The following is an 18,922-nucleotide window of genomic DNA, read 5'->3' on the forward strand; positions in this document are numbered from 1 at the left end:
TTTTTTAAATGAAAAGAGAATTATTAACAATAATTGGTACTGCTCATGTATCTGAAGAAAGTGTTAATGAAGTAAAAGATGCAATTTATGAACAACACCCCGATATTGTTGCTATTGAACTTGACAGAGGAAGATATGCAAAAATAAGAAATAAAATGATGGGTATTGAAGAAGATGAGCATATTTCTGTTACTAGAATAATCAAAGAAAACAAAGTAGGATTATTTTTAGTAAGTACTCTCCTCGGATATTTTCAATCAAAAATTGGAGAGGAAGTGGATGTTGATCCAGGTTCTGAAATGATTGGTGCTATTGAAGCAAGTCAAGATTTAAATATTCCAATTGCTCTTATTGACCGTGAAATCAATACAACACTACAAAGAGCATTGAATAAAATGGGATTTATGGAAAAAGCTAAATTTGCATATGGACTACTTCTTTCAGTCTTAGGTTTTGATGATGAAGCGGAAGAAATTGATATTGAAGAGTTAAAAAACTCTGAAAATATTGATGATATGATGGAAATATTTAAAGATGAGGCTCCGAGTGTCTATGAAGTTCTTGTACATGAACGGGATGCATACCTCGCAGGAAAAATAATGCAAATACCTCATGATAAAGTTATTGCAGTTGTTGGAGCAGGACATAAACCAGGAATTGAAAAATATTTAGATAATCCTGAAACATTACCTAACTTAAAAGAACTAGAAGTTATAAATGATAAAAAAGGTATTCCTTGGGTTAAAATATTTTTAGCAATGATTCCTATATTATTTGTTGTGATATTTTTTCTGGCATATTTTAATGGGATAAATATTACTGGGAACATTTATGAATTCATAATAATTAGTATGATTATGGGATTTATTGGATCAATTCTTTCTGGTTCTAAAATTCAATCAGCAATTGTTGGTGGAATTGTAGCTCCATTAACTATAATACATCCTTTACTTGCTGCAGGATGGTTTTCAGGATTAACTGAAATAAAATACAGAAAAGTAAAAGAAAAAGATATTAAAAATCTAGCCAAAATTAAAAGTTTTAAAGATTTATGGAACAATAATATATTTAGAATATTACTTGTGGTTATAGGAACAAATTTAGGAGTTAGTATAGCTACCCTAGTAATTTTACCATCGAAAGTTTTCATTCCATTATTCATGAAAATATTTGGTGGATAATAAAAGTTTTATATGTGGAGTAGTTATATTATTAATACAATTTAATTTTAAGGAAAAAAAATCATGTATTTTATATTTCGTTGTGATTGTGGACGTGCACTATATGCAAAAGAAGGAGTAGCTACTCGCAAATGTGTTTGTGGTAAAACTTTAAAAATAAAATCTAGACGTATATTTCAAAAAGTAGCTACAAGAGAAGAAGCATCACATGCTGTTCAAGAAATGCAAGATAAAATATATGGAAATACTGGATTTATGAAAGCCAGTGATTTAAAATAACATACGGTTTGTTGAAAATGATTGGAACGACACTCGAAATAATTATAATTTTAATTTTAATGATTCTTAACGGATATTTATCAATGGCAGAACTCGCTGTAGTCTCCGTAAGAAAAGCAAAAATGGAAAAATACTTAGAAAAAGGAAATAAAAACGCAGAAATTGTTTTAAAATTACTAGAAGATCCAAATGAATTTTTATCTACAGTTCAAATTGGAATCTCACTTATTGGTGTATTAACTGGGGCATTTGGTGGAGTAACCTTAGCAGAACCACTTTCTAAACTAATTTACTTTATACCCTACAACGACATGATTAGTGTAGTACTAGTCGTTATTATTACTACCTACTTGACTTTAGTTGTTGGAGAAATCGTGCCTAAAGTTATAGCATTGAATGATCCTGAAAAAATATCAATACAAGTTGCAAAAAGCATGGTGATTCTTTCTAAAATTTCAAAACCAGTTAGTTTTATTCTTGCAAAATCAAGTAGTTTTCTTTTATGGTTGATGAGAGTCGAAAATAAAACTGATAATGTTGTTACTGAAGAAGAAATCGAATTAATGATTAAAGAAGGAAGAACAGACGGAACTATTGAAAAAGAGGAAGAAGATATTATTAAAAGAGTATTCAAACTTGACGATCAAAAAGTTGAAAGTATAATGACTCCTCGTAATGAGATTATTTGGATTAATCTTGAAGATGAAAAAGATATCAATAAAGTCAAAATTATTGAAAGTAGAAGATCAATTTTTCCAATAAGTAAAGGAGAATTGGATGAATTTATTGGAGTAGTTCAAGCAAAAGACATTCTTTCAATGATGTTTAGTGAAGAAGAATTTGATATAAATGAAATTATAAAAGAACCATTAGTAGTATCTGAACACTTAGAAACACTAGACTTACTAAAAGAATTCAAAGAAAACCAAGAATATGTTCATATGTCTCTGGTAGTAGATGAATTTGGAAGTGTCGAAGGTTTAATTACATTAAATGATTTACTTGAAGGAATTGTTGGAGATATTCCAGGAATTGACGAAGAAGATGAACCACAAGCAATCAAAAGAGAAGATGGAACTTGGTTAATTGATGGAAGATATCCTATTGGTAAATTTAAAGAATTGTTCGACTTTAATGATTTCCTTCCAGATGAGGAAGAAGACAATTATACTACCCTTGCAGGATTCATTTTAAGCATTAGTGGAACTATCCCTAATGAAGAAGATAAATATAAATGTGATAGATTCATATTTGAAATAATTGATATTGATGGGCATCAAATCGATAAAGTTCTTGTAACTGATCTTGGACCACAAGAAGAAATAAAAGAGGAGTAAAATGGATGCTGGAATTATTATCCAAGTAATTTTGTTACTTGTGGGATTTGTATTTTTAATTAAGGGTTCAGATTTTTTTGTTGATGGATCAAGTAATGTTGCTTATATTCTTAAAGTGCCTACCATAATTGTCGGATTAACAATTGTGGCATTTGGAACAAGTGCACCTGAAGCTGCAGTATCAATTACATCATCACTTTCTGGAAACAATGCAATGGCTGTAAGTAATGTCATTGGAAGTAATTTATTCAACATGCTAATGGTTATTGGAGTATCTGCAATACTTAGCAATTTATTAATGGAAAAAAATATTCTAAAAAAAGATTTACCTTTCCTTGTAGCTATAACATTATTACTAACAATATTCATTGTTATTGATTGGAAAATATCTACTATCGAAGGAATAATTTTACTTGTACTATTAATTGGCTATGTATTCTTCCTCGTTCAAAGTGCTAGAAAAGATAGTCATGCCCATGATGTAGATAAACCAAAATTGAACCTTAAAAAGAGTATTGCATTTATTATCATAGGGCTTGCAGGAATTATTATTGGTGGAGATTTAGTTGTAGACAGTGCTTCATCCATAGCAATAGCCTTAGGACTGAGTGAGACATTGGTTGGTTTAACTATTGTTGCAATAGGAACCTCATTACCCGAATTTGTAACATCTATTACAGCCTTAAAAAAAGGAGAAAATCAATTAGTAATAGGTAATGTTATTGGATCAAACATTTTTAACATTTTATTTGTTTTAGGTGCAAGTAGTGCAATAAGTGAAATACCCCTAAATCCAAGTTTACTTATAGATACTGTATTTATGATATTTGTTACAATATTATGTTTCATCTTCGGTAAAACAGAAGAAAAATATGATAAAAAAGAAGGTATTATTTTAATAACCTTATTCATTGTGTATATGATTTTTGTAATTTTGAGAAATTAATTCTTTTAACTCACAATTCTTACAAATGTTAGATGATGTTGGCTCACCACATATTTCACACTCATTAAGAATTGTGACTATATCATTTTCAAAAGTTAACATCTTTTGAAAAGATTTCATCACATTATTTTTAACACCAGGATATTGATCTTCACTTATATTTAAAAATTCTTTAATTTTAGCCCTTAAAGATAAATGAGAATAAGGGCACTCATCTAAATGAATATCAACATCATTTATTACTGCCCACATCCCAACTTCTTTTTCAGGTGTGTTCCATAACGGTTTTATTCTCGGAACTAATTTAGGATGAATAACATCAAGTTCTGGTCCAAATTTTGAAAATTTAATTGTATCCCCACGTGCAAAACTCATTAAAAAAGATTGGATTTCATCATCTAGATTATGTCCAGTGGCTATTTTAACTGCTCCTAATTCATAAGCAGTTTTATTTAAAATATTTCTTCTAAACACACCACATGGAATACATGCACTTTTAAAATTTTGATAAATATCATCTAATGCAAACCCTTCTTCCTCTTTAAATGATTTTTGAACTAACTTAACACCTAATTCTTTGGCATTATTAATAGCCGAATTAATACCATTCTGCCTATAACCTTCAATTCCTTCATCTACACTAATAGCTACTAAATCAAAATCTAATAAATTTTGATAGTTTTTTAGTGCATGTAAAGTCAATACACTATCTTTACCACCAGATAATGCCACTGCTATTAATTCACCTTCTTTAATTAATTCATAATCATGAATTAATTTATTAATCCTTGTAAAAATACGTTCATTAAATTCATCTTTGTTTAATTTATCCATTACTAAATTAATTTATAGAATGATAAATAAATAATTTTGTAGGTGAAAAAAATGATAACATGTGATTTTGCAATATTACCTGTTGGGACTGAAACTACTGAATGTAAAGAATATGTAACTGCAGCAGTTCAATCCATAAAAGATTCTGGACTTAATTATCAATTAACTGGAATGGGAACACAAATTGAAGCAAATAATCTTGAAGAACTTTATTCTGCAATAGCTAATGCTCAAGAAGCTATCTTTGAACTTGGAATTGGTAGAGTGTACACAGTTATAAAAGTAGATGATAGAAGAGATATTGAAAATAGAACTTTAGATGCTAAAATTGATACTGTAAATAAAATATTAAAATAAATAAAAAAAGAATTAGCAATTAAGCTAATTTTTCTGAAGCTGTTTTAACAGCTTCGATAACTAAATCTAAATCATCTTTTGTTAAAGATGGATGAACTGGAAGAGAAATAACATTCTCAGCAACAAGTTCTGCTTTTGGACAATTACCCTCAATTCCTAATGATTTATAAACTGGTTGATTGTACAATGGAATTGGATAATGAATTCCAGTTCCAACACCACATTCATTAATAATAGCCACCCAATCATCCCTATTTCCTTTTTCAACACGGATAGTATATTGGTGATACACATGTTTTGAACCATATGCACAATAAGGAGTTATAATTCCATCAACATCTTTTAAACCTTCATTTAGATATGCTGCATTTTCAATTCTTTTATCGTTAAATCCATCAATTTTATCCAATTGAGCAAGACCAATAGATGCAGAAATATCAGTCATTCTAAAGTTATAACCAACTTCATCATGATGATATCTTACGCTTGCACCATGAGCTCTGAAAATTTTAGCATTTTCAGCTAATTCTTCATCATCAGTTGTGATTATTCCACCTTCAGAAGTTGTCATATTCTTAGTTGGATAAAAACTAAAACATGACATGTCTCCTAAACTACCTACTTTTTCACCATTACATGTTGCACCATGAGCTTGTGCAGCATCTTCAATAACTATTAATCCATGCTTTTCAGCAATTTCATTGATTTTATCCATATTTGCAGATTGTCCATATAATTGAACTGGCAAAATAGCTTTAGTGTTCTCAGTTATTAATGATTCAATAGAGTCTGGATCCATAGTATATGTTTTTAAATCAATGTCTGCGAAAACTGGTTTTGCACCAGTATATAAAATTGAATTTCCAGTTGCAATAAAAGTGAATGGAGTTGTAATTACCTCATCTCCTTCTCCAATACCACAAGAAAGTAATGCAACATGCAATGCTGCTGTTCCAGAGTTAACAGCAATACCATATTTTGCACCAACCCAATCAGCGAATTTTTGTTCAAACTCAGCGACTTTTGGTCCTTGAGCAATCATTCCTGATTTTAAAACTTCAACCACATTTTCTATTTCCTCTTCCCCAATTATTGGTTTTGCAATAGGAACTTTAATATCTGCCACCATAATCACCATTATATTAATAAATTAAAATTATCTACACTAATCTTTAAATCTAATAATATTTAAAACATTACTTATTATTAATAAAAGAATTCAAGAGTGAGACCAATGGAAGAATATAAAACCAAAACTATTAACGAAGGTATAACAAAAATTGAATTTCCAGAATTTGATAAAGTATCTTCTGATGCACCAGTTTTTTATAATCCTCATATGGAATTAAATAGAGATTTATCCATATTAGCAATACAAGTATTCCAAAAAGAACAAGAAAGAGAAATAAATATTTGTGATTTATTCGGAGGAAGTGGAATACGTGGTATCCGTTATAAAAATGAAATTGATGGTGTTGGAGAAGTTTCAATTAATGATATAAGTGAAATAGCAAACCATTATGAAAGGCATAATATTGAATTAAACAACTTAGAAAATGTTGAAGTGTACCAACATGATGCTAGCATGTTTTTAAGAATGAAACGTGGAGAATTTGATGTAATCGATATTGATCCATTCGGAACTCCATCTCCATTTCTTGATTCATCTGGTTATTGTGCTCGAAGAAATTCTCTGTTATGTGTTACAGCAACAGATACTTCTGCACTATGTGGAACATACAAAGAACCTTGCATACGTAAATATAATGCAAAACCATACAAAAGTGAATACTGTCATGAAACAGGTATTAGAATATTAGCAGGTTTTGTTGCACTCACTCTTTCAAAATATGCAAAATGTATTGAAGTAAAAATGTCCCATAGTACTGAACACTATATGAGATTATACCTTGAAATTAAAAAAGGTTCAAAAAGAACAGACGAAACATTGAAAAATATTGGTTACATTAGCCATTGCAAACACTGCCTCCATAGGCAAACAAGTAACGGTTTAGCTAGCCCAATTGATGCAATATGTCCTATTTGTGGTGAAAAATTAATTCATGCAGGTCCATTATGGTTAGGTCCTATCCAAAATAGTGAATTTATTCAAAAAATGATTGATGAAACTAAAAATAAAAAAATCAATAGTGAAAAAGAAGCTTTAAAATTATTAAATAAATGTCTCATAGAATCTGATGCACCAGCAACATTTTTTGATATTCATAGCATCTGTAAATCATTAAAAGTCAGTGCCCCTAAATTTGACTTGATTTTAAATGAACTTAAAAAAAAAGGATTTATAGCAGTGAAAACACATTTTAAACCTTTAGGTTTAAAAACAGATGCTTCTATTGAGCATGTTAAAAATATTCTTATCCATTTACAAAATACAATTTAAAAAAATTTAATATAAAAAAGATATTTTTATAAAAAATAGTAAAAAAAACAATAAATATTATTAATTTTTAAAAAAAAATAAAAAATAATTATTAAGTTTTAAATATTATAAGAAATATAACATAAATTACATGGTTGATTAGAATAATTAACCACATTTATATCAATATAAGAGGCAATAGCGATGGTAAAAACAAAAGATAATGTTATCAAATTAGATGATATTGACATCAAGATTCTAAAAATAATCAATGAAGATGTTAGGACATCCTATAGACAAATTTCACGTAGTTTAGATGTATCCGTGGGAACCGTTCACAATCGTATTGATAAAATGCTAAAATCAGGAGTTATCAAAAAATTCTCACCGGTTATTGACCATGAAAAATTAGGTTTCGTTTTAACCACAATTATTGGAGTAAGAGTAAAAGGTGGAAAACTCAAAAATTGGGAAGAAAAAACTTTCTTTAACAAAAATGTTGTTGGAATCTATGATGTTACTGGAGAATACGATGCATTCTTGATTGCAAAGTTCAGAAACACCAACGAATTAAATGCATTCATTAAAGAATTGTTAAAAGATCCAATTATAGAAAGAACATATACTCAAACTGTTTTAGATGTTATTAAAGAAGATATGGGATCTTCAAACATTTTATAATCTATTTTTAAAAAGTAGTTCTAATGAACTACTTATTATACTACTTTTTAGATTTCTTTAATAACTCACCTTTAAGGATAACACAAAATTAATAAAATATTTTTTATTGAACAACATACCTATTTTTTCAGATACATTAATTAAAATATGAACTTTTTCATAGAATAATAGATAAAATATTGTCTAAAAATTAATATAATGCTTTCTCAATTTATAAAACAAAATTAATATTATAATGAAAAAAATAACTAGAGATAGGTAATTTTCATTAAACTATATAAATAAAAAGACAATAAATATATACTTATTATAAATATTAGAGGTTATGAAATTGGTAGTATGCTTACCTGACACTCAAGATGACACTCCAAGTATACCTATTAAACTAACTAGAGTAGGTGTTAAAGGAGTTAAAAAATTATTACAATTAGAAAGAACAAATAAAAGACCAATAATTTTATTACCTACATTTGATGCATTTGTAGATTTGCCAAATGATCAAAAAGGTGTTCATATGTCTAGAAACCCGGAAGCTATTAGTGAAGTGCTTGAAAGTGTTGCTAAAGATCCAACTGCAGACATAGAATCATTATGTGCAAAAATCGTTGAAAAAATGATGACTAAACATGAATATGCAAAACGTGTTGAAATTTCAATGACAACTGATTTCATGTTCATGAAAAGATCCCCTGTTACTAAAAACAAAACTCAAGAAATGAGTAAATTAATAGCAAAATCTGTTGGATTTAGAGATGAAGATGGCAACATTAAGATTAGAAAAAGCATTGGTGCAGAAGTCATTGGAATGACTGTTTGTCCATGTGCACAAGAATCTGTAAGAGAATCTAACAAAAATGAATTATTAAAGTTCTTAGATGAAGAAACTACTCAGAAAGTTTTAGATACTGTTACATTTGCTTCTCATAACCAAAGAGGAATTGGAACCTTATTAGTTGAAGTTCCAGAAGATAAAAAAGTTAAAGCTGAAGATCTCATAGACATTATTGAAAAATCAATGAGCTCCCCTGTTTGTGAATTACTCAAAAGACCTGATGAGAATGCAACTGTTATGAATGCACATAAAAATCCTGTTTTTGTTGAAGACTGTGTTAGAAATATGATGGAAAAAGTTGCTAAAAAATATGCAGACTTACCAGATAACACCTTAATCACAGCACGTCAAGAAAATGAAGAAAGTATTCATAGACATAATGCATATGCTGAAAAGGTAACTACAATGGGTGAATTGAAATCTGAATTAAATATCCAATAGGATTTGATTTAATGAAAAAAAGTTATGAAATTGCAGGAAAAGTAATGGGTTTTTTTGAATCATTTAAAGGTTCAAGACCTGCAATTAACAATGCTAAAATACTCATTGTTAGAGGAAGATCCAGAAAAACCATTCCTTTAGATGAATTTGACTCCAAACTTAGTGAATTAGGCGAACTTCTTGGAGGAACTGAGTTAAATGCTAGTTCTGAAGAAATTTCTAAAATATTAAAATCTGGAGACAAACATATCAAAGAAAGTGAAGGAACTACAACTACTATTGATGAACATGGATTTTCAAGAATGCAAAAAGAACTTGAATCCATGGGTCTTGAAGTTGCATACAAAGTATTCAGACTTCCAGGTTTTGATGTAGTAGTTGCTATATGGGAAGATAGAAATGAATTACCTCCATTATATGTGGAAGTAACTGTTTCAGAACATGAAGATTAAAATGCATTCAAAATTAAATAAAGAAGATATTCTCCAGATTTTAAAAGCTACTGACAGTGAAATAATCAAATATATGTCACAAACAGTACAATATAGGGAGAATAATCTTATTACTTATTCTAAAAATGTATTCATACCATTAACTGAAATTTGCAGAAATGATTGTGGATACTGTAATTTTAAAAAAAATCCTAATAATCCAGAAGCCATTATTCTTAAAACAAAACAAGAAGTTTTAGAAATCTTAAAAGAAGCTGAGAAATATGGATGTAAAGAAGCTCTTTTTACTTTTGGTGAAGATGCGGATGAAGAAAAAGTTGTTCAACTCAAATTAGCAGAATATGGCTATGAAAAAATGATTGATTATATTATAGATATATGTCAAATGACCTTAGATGAAACAACTTTATTACCTCATACCAATGGTGGAAACTTTAGTTTCGAGGATTTAAAAAGATTAAAAGAAGTTAATGCATCATTAGGATTGATGCTTGAAAACTCATCAAAAAGGTTAATGGAATTGCCTGCACATAATAAAAGTCCTGGAAAAAATCCAAAATTAAGACTTGAAACTATATCTAATGCAGGAAAGCTTAAAATTCCATACACTACAGGAATATTAATTGGAATTGGTGAGACAAAAGAAGAAATTGCAGAATCTTTAATCACAATTAGAGATTTATATGATAAATATGGACATATTCAAGAAGTAATTATTCAAAATTTCACACCAATCCCTGGAATTGAAATGGAAAATTGGCCAGAACCAAGCTTTTTAGATATGATTAGAACTGTAATAGCTGGAACTCTATTATTTGGAGATACTGATGTAAGTATTCAAGTTCCACCTAACTTAAACAATGAAACTGCACAAATATTTTTATTGTGTGGTGCTGATGATTGGGGTGGAGTTTCACCAGTAAGTCCAGACTATGTGAATATCACATCCCCATGGCCTGGAATTGATGAACTTGAAAAAATAACTATTGATGCAGGTTTTAAATTAACTGAAAGATTATGTGTATATGAAAAATATATTAATAATAAATGGTTAAATAACGATTTATTAAAAAGAATATCTAATTTATCCGAGCATCAATAACAACATGCTCTACGCCAGGAGCATATTTTTTTATTTTATTTATTTTTAATAACTCAACATCTCTATCTCCAGCTTGAGCCTTAATTCTCTCTATTGGTCTAGTATTTACTAATTTTTCTGGAACTGTTTCATGATAATGAAGAATTCCTCCTTTATTCAAACTATCAATAGCTATTTTTAAATAATGATGAGTTGTTTTTACATAACCCATTAATATCCTATCTGCCTTAAAGTTAGGAGTTTCCGTCATACAATCTCCTAAAATTGGATTTACATTTGTTAATTTGTTTAATTTAATATTTTCACATAAAAAATGATAAGAATTTGGATTTATTTCAATTGGAATAATTTCCTTTGCATTTGAATATACTCCAATAGGAATAGAAAAATAACCAATACCTGCAAACATATCAAGCACTATCTCATCATCTTCAACTAGTTTAGCAATTCTTAATCTCTCATTATTATTACCTTTAGACCACATTACTTTAGCTAAATCCAATTTAAATAAACAACCGTTTTCTTTATGTATTGTTTCTGTTTCATTTCCAAAAAGGATTTTATAAATTGGTTCCCTTTTAGTTCCTTGGATGTGATCAATTTTCATTATAGTTTTCACATTATGATTATTAGATAACTCTTCAAAATTATTACCCGAGTACTTATTGTCCAAAATTAATATATCACCAATTTTTTTATACTTCATTTTAAACACCTTAAATAAGAAAAGTTTATATATTCTAATTTAATAATATAGTATTGTTAGTTTATACTAATTATTGATTCTGATTTTAAATAATATTAATACGAAAATATTAATTTATTTTGTTAAATTAACCTATAAGTAGTTGAAATAAGATATTTTAAATACTTAAATGAGGTGTATTTAAGTGAAAGATAAAATTGTAGAAGGTACAACAACCGTCGGAATTACTTGTGAAGACGGAATTGTATTTGCAACTGAAAGAAGAGCAACTATGGGAAATTTAGTAGCTCACAAAGTAGCAGAAAAAATATTTAAAATTGATGATCACATTGCAACAACCATTGCAGGTTCTGTTGGGGATGCACAAAGCTTAATGAAAGTTATTAAAGCAGAAGTTTCATTATACCAAATGAGAAATAATGATGAAATTAGTGTTAAAGCTGCAGCATCATTAACTGCAAATATTTTACGTTCAGGACCAATGCATGTTCAAATATTACTTGGTGGTATGGACGAAGGCAAACCATCCATTTATTCATTAGATCCTGCTGGTGGTATGATTAAAGATAATTACATCTCAACTGGATCAGGATCTATCGTGGCTTACGGTGTTCTTGAAGACAGATTTAGAGATGATTTATCAGTAGACGAAGGACTTGAAGTAGCCATAAGAGCTATAAGAGCTGCTGCTGAACGTGATACTTATTCCGGTAACGGATTTTTAGTCGCTAAAGTAGATAAAAACGGCTATGAAATGTTAGATAATGAAAAAGTAAAAGAAATTTTGGATAAAATATAGCAAAACTAATTTTCATAACTAACTATTTTTTTATATAAAATGTGTACATAGTTTATGAAATTTAACTAATTATAGCTTAAAGCTTTTCATAAACTATTATAATACACAACTTTTTTTGAAGGGATTATATGGCTTCAGATATTTTAGAAGATATTAAAAAAGAGATTTTGCAAAAACTGCCTAATGAAATTCAGGTTTCCAAAGTAGAATTCGAAGGACCTGAAGTAGTAGTTTATACCAAAAATCCAGAAATTATAACCGAAAATGGTGACTTAATTAGATCACTTGCAAAAGAACTTAGAAAAAGAATAATTATAAGATCAGATAAAAGTGCATTGCTTGATAATGAAGCAACAATAAATAAAATTCATGAAATTGTTCCAGATGGGGCAGAAATTACTGATATCTACTTTGATAATGTAACTGGAGAAGTAGTTATTACTGCCAAAAAACCCGGACTTGTTATTGGAAAATATGGTGCTACTTCAAGAAATATTGTTAAAAATACTGGATGGGCACCTAAAATTTTGAGAACCCCTCCAATAAGTTCTGACATTATTGGAAAAATTAGAACTATCCAAAAAAATAGTAGTAAAGATAGAAAAAAATTATTACAACGTCTCGGACGTCAAATTCACCAAGGAAGTAAATACCCAAATGATTGGGCAAGAGTTACTTCAATGGGAGGATTTAAAGAAGTTGGACGTTCATCCATGCTTTTACAAACACCAAATAGTCGTGTTTTATTAGACTGTGGAGTTAACGTCGCTGCATCAGATAATAAAAATGCATTCCCATATTTGAATGCACCAGAATTTTCAATTGAAGAATTAGATGCAGTTATTATATCTCACGCTCACTTAGATCATTGCGGATTTGTACCTTACTTATTCCATTATGGGTATGATGGACCTGTATATTGTACAACCCCAACTAGAGATTTAACCACACTTTTACAATTCGACCACCTAGATATTGCTCACAGAGAAGGTAATCCTTTACCATTTACATCAAAACATGTAAAACAAGCAATTAAAAATACAATTACATTAGACTATGGTGAAGTAACAGACATCTCACCAGACATAAGATTAACATTACATAATGCAGGACATATTTTAGGTTCAGCAATCTCCCATATGCACATTGGAGATGGAGCTCATAATTTAGTTTATACTGGAGATTTTAAATATGAACCATCTAGATTACTTGAGCCTGCAACTATTCGTTTCCCACGTGCTGAAACAGTAATCATGGAAAGTACTTATGGTGGAAGAGAAGATGTTCAACCTTCAAGAAATAATGCAGAAAAAGAAATGATGAAAACTATCTACAAAACTCTTAAACGTGGTGGAAAAATATTAGTTCCAGTATTTGCTGTAGGAAGAGCACAAGAACTCATGATAGTATTAGAAGAATACATGAGACATGGATTGATTGAAGAAGTTCCAGTTTACATTGATGGAATGATTTGGGAAGCAACTGCAATTCACACCGCAAGGCCAGAATATTTAAGTAAAGACTTAAGAGATCAAATTTTTCACATGGGTAGAAATCCATTTGTCTCAGAGATGTTTAATAAAGTTCAAAACCACGACCAAAGAAAAGAAATTGTTGAAAGTCAAGAACCAGCAATTATTTTATCTACATCAGGTATGTTAACCGGAGGTAACTCAGTAGAATACTTCAAATGGTTATGTGAAGATGAAAGAAATACTCTCATATTTGTAGGGTATCAATCTGAAGGTTCAATGGGTAGAAGAGTTCAAAAAGGTTGGAAAGAAATTCCACTTGAAGATGATGATGGAAAAACAAGAATTTTCAATGTTAAAATGGAAATTAAAACAATTAATGGATTCAGTGGTCACTCTAATAGAAGACAATTAATGGAATACGTTAAAAGACTTAATCCAAGACCTGAAAAGGTCATCACTTGTCATGGAGATCCTTATAAAACTGTGGATCTTGCATCATCAATACACAGAAGTTATAAAATTGAGACAAAAACTCCAATTAACTTAGATTGTGTAAGAATTCATTAATAATAAATAAATACTAATTAAAACAAAAATTATTATTAAAGAATGTTGTATAATCACAACATTATTTATTTTTAAAACAATAGGTGTTAAAATGGTTACATATTCAGAATCCGGTGTTGATATTGACTTAGAAGCAGTTACTGTTTCAAAATTAGCTGATAAACTCAAATCAACATTAGAATGTAGAGATATTATCACAGACAGTGGTCATTATGCAGCTTTAATAAAATTAGGAGATAAAGCTATTGCAATGAGTACTGATGGTGTAGGAAGTAAAATTTTAATTGCAGAAATGATGGACAAATATGATACAATAGGTATCGATTGTATTGCTATGGTTGTTAACGACATTTTATGTGTTGGAGCAGAACCAATAGCCTTAGTGGATTATCTTGCTGTTGAAAAACCAGATCCTGAAAGAGCAGCAGAAATTGCTGATGGTCTTGTAAAAGGTGCTAATGAATCAAAAATTGCAATTATTGGTGGAGAAACTGCATCTCTTCCAGGAATTATTAAAGATTTCGATTTAGCAGGAACTGGTATTGGATTTGTAGACATTGATAAAATTATTACAGGTGAAAAAATCCAGCCAGGAAATGTATTAATTGGTATTAACAGTAATGGTATTCATTCTAACGGATATAGTTTAGCTAGAAATGCACTATTTGATAAAGGTGGCTTTTCTATTGATGATAAAATGCCAAATGGTGAAACAACCATTGGTGAAGAATTAATTAGACCAACTGAACTCTATGTTAAACCTATTGTTGCACTATTTGAAAAAGAATACAATATTCATGGTCTAGCTCATATCACAGGAGGAGGATTTACTAACCTTAGACGTTTAAAAAAAGGTGTGGGATATGAAATTAATGACCTTCCAGAAGTTCCAGAGATATTCAAACTTATTTACAAACAAGGAGTAGATATAAAAGAAATGTACAAAGTCTTCAACATGGGTGTTGGTTTTGTTGTTATCTGTGAAGAAGAAGAATCAAGAAAAATCATGAATACTCTAAATGAATATTGTGACTGCCAAATCATTGGTAAAGTAACTGATGATGAAAAAATCACTGTTAAAGGTTTTGAAGGTAGTAAACTTGAATACTAATTTAAATTGAGAGTGATATAATGAAGATAATGAAAGATAATGAAATAGCTCTTGTAAAAGAGATATTAAAAAAATTGGGAGCTAGTGAAGAAGATCAAGAATTAGTAGCAGAAGCAACAATTGATGCAGATTTAAAAGGATTTACATCACACGGACTTGGTAGATTCCCACAATATCTCATCAGCATTGAAGCAGGGACAATCAACTTAGAAGAAAATATCACTATTGAAAAAGAAACACCTGCAATGGCATTAATTAATGGTAATAGTGGTTTTGGACAAGCAGTGTCTTATAAAGCTATGCAAATCGCAATTAAAAAAGCAAAAGAAATGGGTATTGCATGTGTGGGTGTCCATAATTCTAATCATTTTGGAGTTACTGGATTTTACAGTGATTTAGCATTAAGAGAAAATTGTATTGGACTTGTAATTGCAAATACTGACCCTGCAATTGCACCATTAGGTGGTAAAAAAGCTTTAATTGGAACTAATCCAATAGCATTAGGAATTCCATCAGACACATATATGACAGTAGATATGGCAACATCCGTTACTGCACGTGGAAAAATCATTGAATCAAGAAGAAAAGGTTTAGATTTACCTGATGGATGGGCATTAGACAAAGATGGAAATCCAACAAACAATCCTGAAGAAGCATTAGAAGGATCCATTTTACCATTTGGTGGATTTAAAGGATATGCATTATCTTTATTAATTGAAGTATTAACCGGACCATTAGTACAAGCAGGATATGGTAATGGAGTATCAGGTACAGCATCACCAGATAAAGATTGTACAAAAGGAGATTTATACATAGTAATTGATCCTTCTAAATTTGGTGACTTTGATGAATTTAAAGCAAACACTGAAGACTTTGTTTCTCAAGTAAGAGCAACAGGTGAAAATGTAGCTATTCCTGGTGATTTAGAAGTTAAAAGGATTAGTGAAGCAGAAGCTAACGGTATTCCAATTGATAAAAAATTAAACGAACAATTAAAAGAAATCTGTGATAATTTAGATATTGACTTAGATTCATACCTTGAAGAATAATTTTATTCTTTATTATTTTTTTTACAAATTTATCGATAGTAAAAGAAATGCAATTCATAGAAAGATTTAAAATAAGAGTGAACATATATTAAGTTATATTGAAGAAAATATATAGTCCATAGAAAATCATACTTCTTTTTAGAATAATATGATTTTCATGACGGAGGAAAAAAGTTATGAAAGTTAAAAATTCTCATATTTTATTAATAATTAGTGCAATTATATTATTGATAAGCTTGGGAACAGTTAGTGCAAATGATGTTTCAACAGATTCCATATCTGATAATGGGACAAATGTTGATTCTGGGAATGATGTTGTAATCCCAAAAATAGATACTGAAATTGTTTCTAATGATGTTAAAATAAAAGATACTGAAACAGTAACAATAAATGCAACTGTAAAGGATAATAACTCAAATCCAATACCTGGAATTACTAATAAAAATTTAACAGTTATTGAAGGAAATAAAAGTATAAATTTCAATTATAATGAATCCAAAATAACTATCCTTGATGATTTATCAATCGGAAATCATAATTTGACTATTAATTATTTAGGTAATGAAATTTATTCTAATTCTACAACTAATATCCTTTTATCAATATTTGGTAATTATACTTTAGAAACACCTTCTTCTATTAATGTAAATAGCAGTAAAATTGTTGAAATACCTATTAATGTTACAAATGGTGTTGATATTAAAGATATAACTGCAGATGATTTCAATATTATCTTAACCTACAAAGATGGAAATGAGACTAAAATACTCAATATATCTGATTTAATACTAGAAAATAACAAACTTATCTTTACATACACATTATCAAATAATATTACTTCATCAGATATGACTATTATTTATAATGGAAATAAAGAAAAAACTATAAACTTAAATAGAATTTATAAAAGTAAAATTGAAGTAATAAATAGTAAAAACCAATATCAAAATGGTAATTTTACATTTAAAGTTATTGATATTGATACTAATGAAGTATTATCTGGTGTGGAAATAAATTTCCCTCTGCTCATTGGAGGTAATCATATAACAGTTGTTAAAAAAACAAATGAACAAGGAATTGCATCATTTAAAACTTCTGAGTTATCTAACTGGTATGAAACATTTAATGATAAATTAAATGTTGGCAATTACACTATTGAATTATCAACTAATGGTATTTATAAATCAACACCTTTTAAAGTTAATTTAACTATTGAACAAGCTCAAATCAACATTAAAATTGATCCATTTAAAGATGTATTTGGAACTAAAAAAAATGTAACTATTACAGTTACAAACTCCAAAAATGGAGAACCCGTCCCTGGCATAATACTTCATTTATACATGCCAGATACTTCTAAAAAAGATTATTACTATATGACTGATGCGAATGGACAATGTAAAATTTCAGTTAGTAAATTAGTTGGTGGAACTTATTCTATTACTGCAAGTAACAATGATACTGAAAATATGATATATACTAATGATAGTGGAAAAATAACTATTACACCACAATCTATTAAAATGACTATTACTTCTGGATTAACTATCTATTATAACACTGGATATACTGCAATTATTAAAGTTACAGACAAAACAGGTAAAGGAGTATCTGGAGTATATTTACTTGTCCAATTATACACAGGTTCAAAAGCATCAACTTATATTGTTCAAACAGATAAAAATGGAATTGCTAAATTTTCAGTTCCACTAAATGTTGGAAAACATAAAATGATTGTAAGTAAATCTGATAAGAGATATACTGAAGGTTCAACAACTAAATATATTACAGTCAAGAAAGCTACTGCAAAAATCAGTGCACCACAAACAAAAGCATACTACAAACAAGGAAAATACTTTGTCATAAAATTAGTTAACACAAAGAAAAGTAATGCTCCAATTTATGGTGCAAAACTTAACATTAGAGTTTACATATCTTCTTACAGATATTACAACTACAATGGAAATACTAGTGGAGATGGTACATTAAAATTATTAATTGATCTCAAACCTGGAACTTATAAAGTTGAAGTTAGAGGTGCTGATTCAAAGAATTTTGCTGCAAGTAAAGTTTCATCCAAAATTGTAGTATATAAAACTCCAACAAAAGTAACTCCAACAAAATTAACCGCTAAAAAAGGACAAACAACCTATTTCAAAGTTACTGTGCAAAACACAAAAACTAAAAAAGTAATTCCTGGAGTTCAAGTAAAAATCAAAGTTTATACTGGTAAAACATATAAAACTTACACAGTAAAAACAAATTCAAAAGGAGTAGCTCAACTTAATGTAAAATCATTATCTCTTGGAACTCATAAAGTTATTGTCAGCTCTGCAAATAGCTATTGTGTTGCAAAATCTGCTACATCATATATAACAATAAAAAAATAAATT

18 protein-coding genes are annotated in these 18,922 nt (G+C 29.1%); 15 read left to right on the forward strand and 3 right to left on the reverse strand.

All coding sequences use genetic code 11. The features are described from left to right. Positions 1–8 precede the first annotated feature (8 nt). The 4 genes from ACI389_RS03170 to ACI389_RS03185 all read left to right on the forward strand — a co-directional run bounded on the left by ACI389_RS03170 (position 9) and on the right by ACI389_RS03185 (position 3,743). On the forward strand, positions 9–1,181 hold the full coding sequence (locus ACI389_RS03170) for a TraB/GumN family protein (RefSeq protein WP_439780105.1): 1,173 nt from the start codon (positions 9–11) through the stop codon (positions 1,179–1,181). A 63-nt stretch (positions 1,182–1,244) separates the two neighbouring features. Beyond that, entirely contained in the window at positions 1,245–1,460 is a 216-nt protein-coding gene (locus tag ACI389_RS03175) for a DUF1922 domain-containing protein (RefSeq protein WP_439780106.1), read from the forward strand. A gap of 17 nt (positions 1,461–1,477) precedes the next feature. Next, entirely contained in the window at positions 1,478–2,797 is a 1,320-nt protein-coding gene (locus tag ACI389_RS03180; RefSeq protein WP_439780107.1) for a hemolysin family protein, read from the forward strand. 1 nt (position 2,798) lies between these two features. After that, a complete protein-coding gene (locus tag ACI389_RS03185) occupies positions 2,799–3,743 on the forward strand; it encodes a calcium/sodium antiporter (RefSeq protein ID WP_439780108.1) in 945 nt (314 codons plus the stop codon). Here the strand turns inward: ACI389_RS03185 and ACI389_RS03190 are convergent. Further along, entirely contained in the window at positions 3,702–4,577 is an 876-nt protein-coding gene (locus ACI389_RS03190) for a TIGR00269 family protein (RefSeq protein ID WP_439780109.1), read from the reverse strand. The two genes, ACI389_RS03185 and ACI389_RS03190, sit on opposite strands and share 42 nt — an antisense overlap. Before the next feature lie 51 nt (positions 4,578–4,628). Here ACI389_RS03190 and ACI389_RS03195 point away from each other — a divergent pair, with 51 nt between their 5' ends. Then, positions 4,629–4,934, forward strand: coding sequence for an MTH1187 family thiamine-binding protein (locus tag ACI389_RS03195; RefSeq protein WP_439780110.1), 306 nt, complete (start codon positions 4,629–4,631; stop codon positions 4,932–4,934). A 19-nt stretch (positions 4,935–4,953) separates the two neighbouring features. Here ACI389_RS03195 and ACI389_RS03200 read toward each other — a convergent pair whose 3' ends face one another. Next, positions 4,954–6,060, reverse strand: coding sequence for a DegT/DnrJ/EryC1/StrS family aminotransferase (locus ACI389_RS03200; protein WP_439780111.1), 1,107 nt, complete (start codon positions 6,058–6,060; stop codon positions 4,954–4,956). 108 nt (positions 6,061–6,168) lie between these two features. Between ACI389_RS03200 and ACI389_RS03205 the strand changes: the two genes are divergently transcribed. The 5 genes from ACI389_RS03205 (at position 6,169) to cofG (ending at position 10,822) form a co-directional block, all read left to right on the forward strand. Further along, on the forward strand, positions 6,169–7,335 hold the full coding sequence (locus tag ACI389_RS03205; RefSeq protein ID WP_439780112.1) for a tRNA (guanine(10)-N(2))-dimethyltransferase: 1,167 nt from the start codon (positions 6,169–6,171) through the stop codon (positions 7,333–7,335). A gap of 183 nt (positions 7,336–7,518) precedes the next feature. Beyond that, the gene (locus ACI389_RS03210; protein ID WP_439780113.1) at positions 7,519–7,995 is read left to right on the forward strand and encodes an Lrp/AsnC family transcriptional regulator; all 477 of its coding nucleotides are present in this window, start codon (positions 7,519–7,521) and stop codon (positions 7,993–7,995) included. Between the two features lie 331 nt (positions 7,996–8,326). Continuing rightward, positions 8,327–9,268 (forward strand): GTP cyclohydrolase MptA, encoded by a 942-nt coding sequence (mptA, locus tag ACI389_RS03215; RefSeq protein WP_439780436.1) that lies wholly within the window; start codon positions 8,327–8,329, stop codon positions 9,266–9,268. Between the two features lie 11 nt (positions 9,269–9,279). Next, on the forward strand, positions 9,280–9,720 hold the full coding sequence (locus ACI389_RS03220; protein ID WP_439780114.1) for a DUF2120 family protein: 441 nt from the start codon (positions 9,280–9,282) through the stop codon (positions 9,718–9,720). A 1-nt stretch (position 9,721) separates the two neighbouring features. Then, a complete protein-coding gene (cofG, locus tag ACI389_RS03225) occupies positions 9,722–10,822 on the forward strand; it encodes a 7,8-didemethyl-8-hydroxy-5-deazariboflavin synthase subunit CofG (protein WP_439780115.1) in 1,101 nt (366 codons plus the stop codon). On the opposite strand, the gene ACI389_RS03230 is transcribed toward cofG, so the two are convergent. Next, a complete protein-coding gene (locus ACI389_RS03230; protein ID WP_439780116.1) occupies positions 10,800–11,528 on the reverse strand; it encodes a class I SAM-dependent methyltransferase in 729 nt (242 codons plus the stop codon). The two genes, cofG and ACI389_RS03230, sit on opposite strands and share 23 nt — an antisense overlap. A 184-nt stretch (positions 11,529–11,712) precedes the next feature. Here ACI389_RS03230 and psmB point away from each other — a divergent pair, with 184 nt between their 5' ends. The 5 genes from psmB (at position 11,713) to ACI389_RS03255 (ending at position 18,919) form a co-directional block, all read left to right on the forward strand. Next, entirely contained in the window at positions 11,713–12,327 is a 615-nt protein-coding gene (gene psmB, locus ACI389_RS03235) for an archaeal proteasome endopeptidase complex subunit beta (RefSeq protein ID WP_439780117.1), read from the forward strand. A 128-nt stretch (positions 12,328–12,455) separates the two neighbouring features. Beyond that, positions 12,456–14,369, forward strand: coding sequence for a beta-CASP ribonuclease aCPSF1 (locus ACI389_RS03240; protein ID WP_439780118.1), 1,914 nt, complete (start codon positions 12,456–12,458; stop codon positions 14,367–14,369). Between the two features lie 91 nt (positions 14,370–14,460). Then, positions 14,461–15,480, forward strand: a complete 1,020-nt coding sequence (purM, locus tag ACI389_RS03245) for a phosphoribosylformylglycinamidine cyclo-ligase (protein ID WP_439780119.1) — start codon at positions 14,461–14,463, stop codon at positions 15,478–15,480. 20 nt (positions 15,481–15,500) lie between these two features. Then, entirely contained in the window at positions 15,501–16,529 is a 1,029-nt protein-coding gene (gene comC, locus ACI389_RS03250; RefSeq protein ID WP_439780120.1) for an L-sulfolactate dehydrogenase, read from the forward strand. A gap of 176 nt (positions 16,530–16,705) precedes the next feature. Next, positions 16,706–18,919, forward strand: coding sequence for a hypothetical protein (locus ACI389_RS03255; RefSeq protein WP_439780121.1), 2,214 nt, complete (start codon positions 16,706–16,708; stop codon positions 18,917–18,919). The last annotated feature ends 3 nt before the right edge of the window (positions 18,920–18,922 follow it).

Source organism: Methanobrevibacter sp. (genome assembly GCF_051877095.1).
Lineage (GTDB): Archaea > Methanobacteriota > Methanobacteria > Methanobacteriales > Methanobacteriaceae > Methanocatella.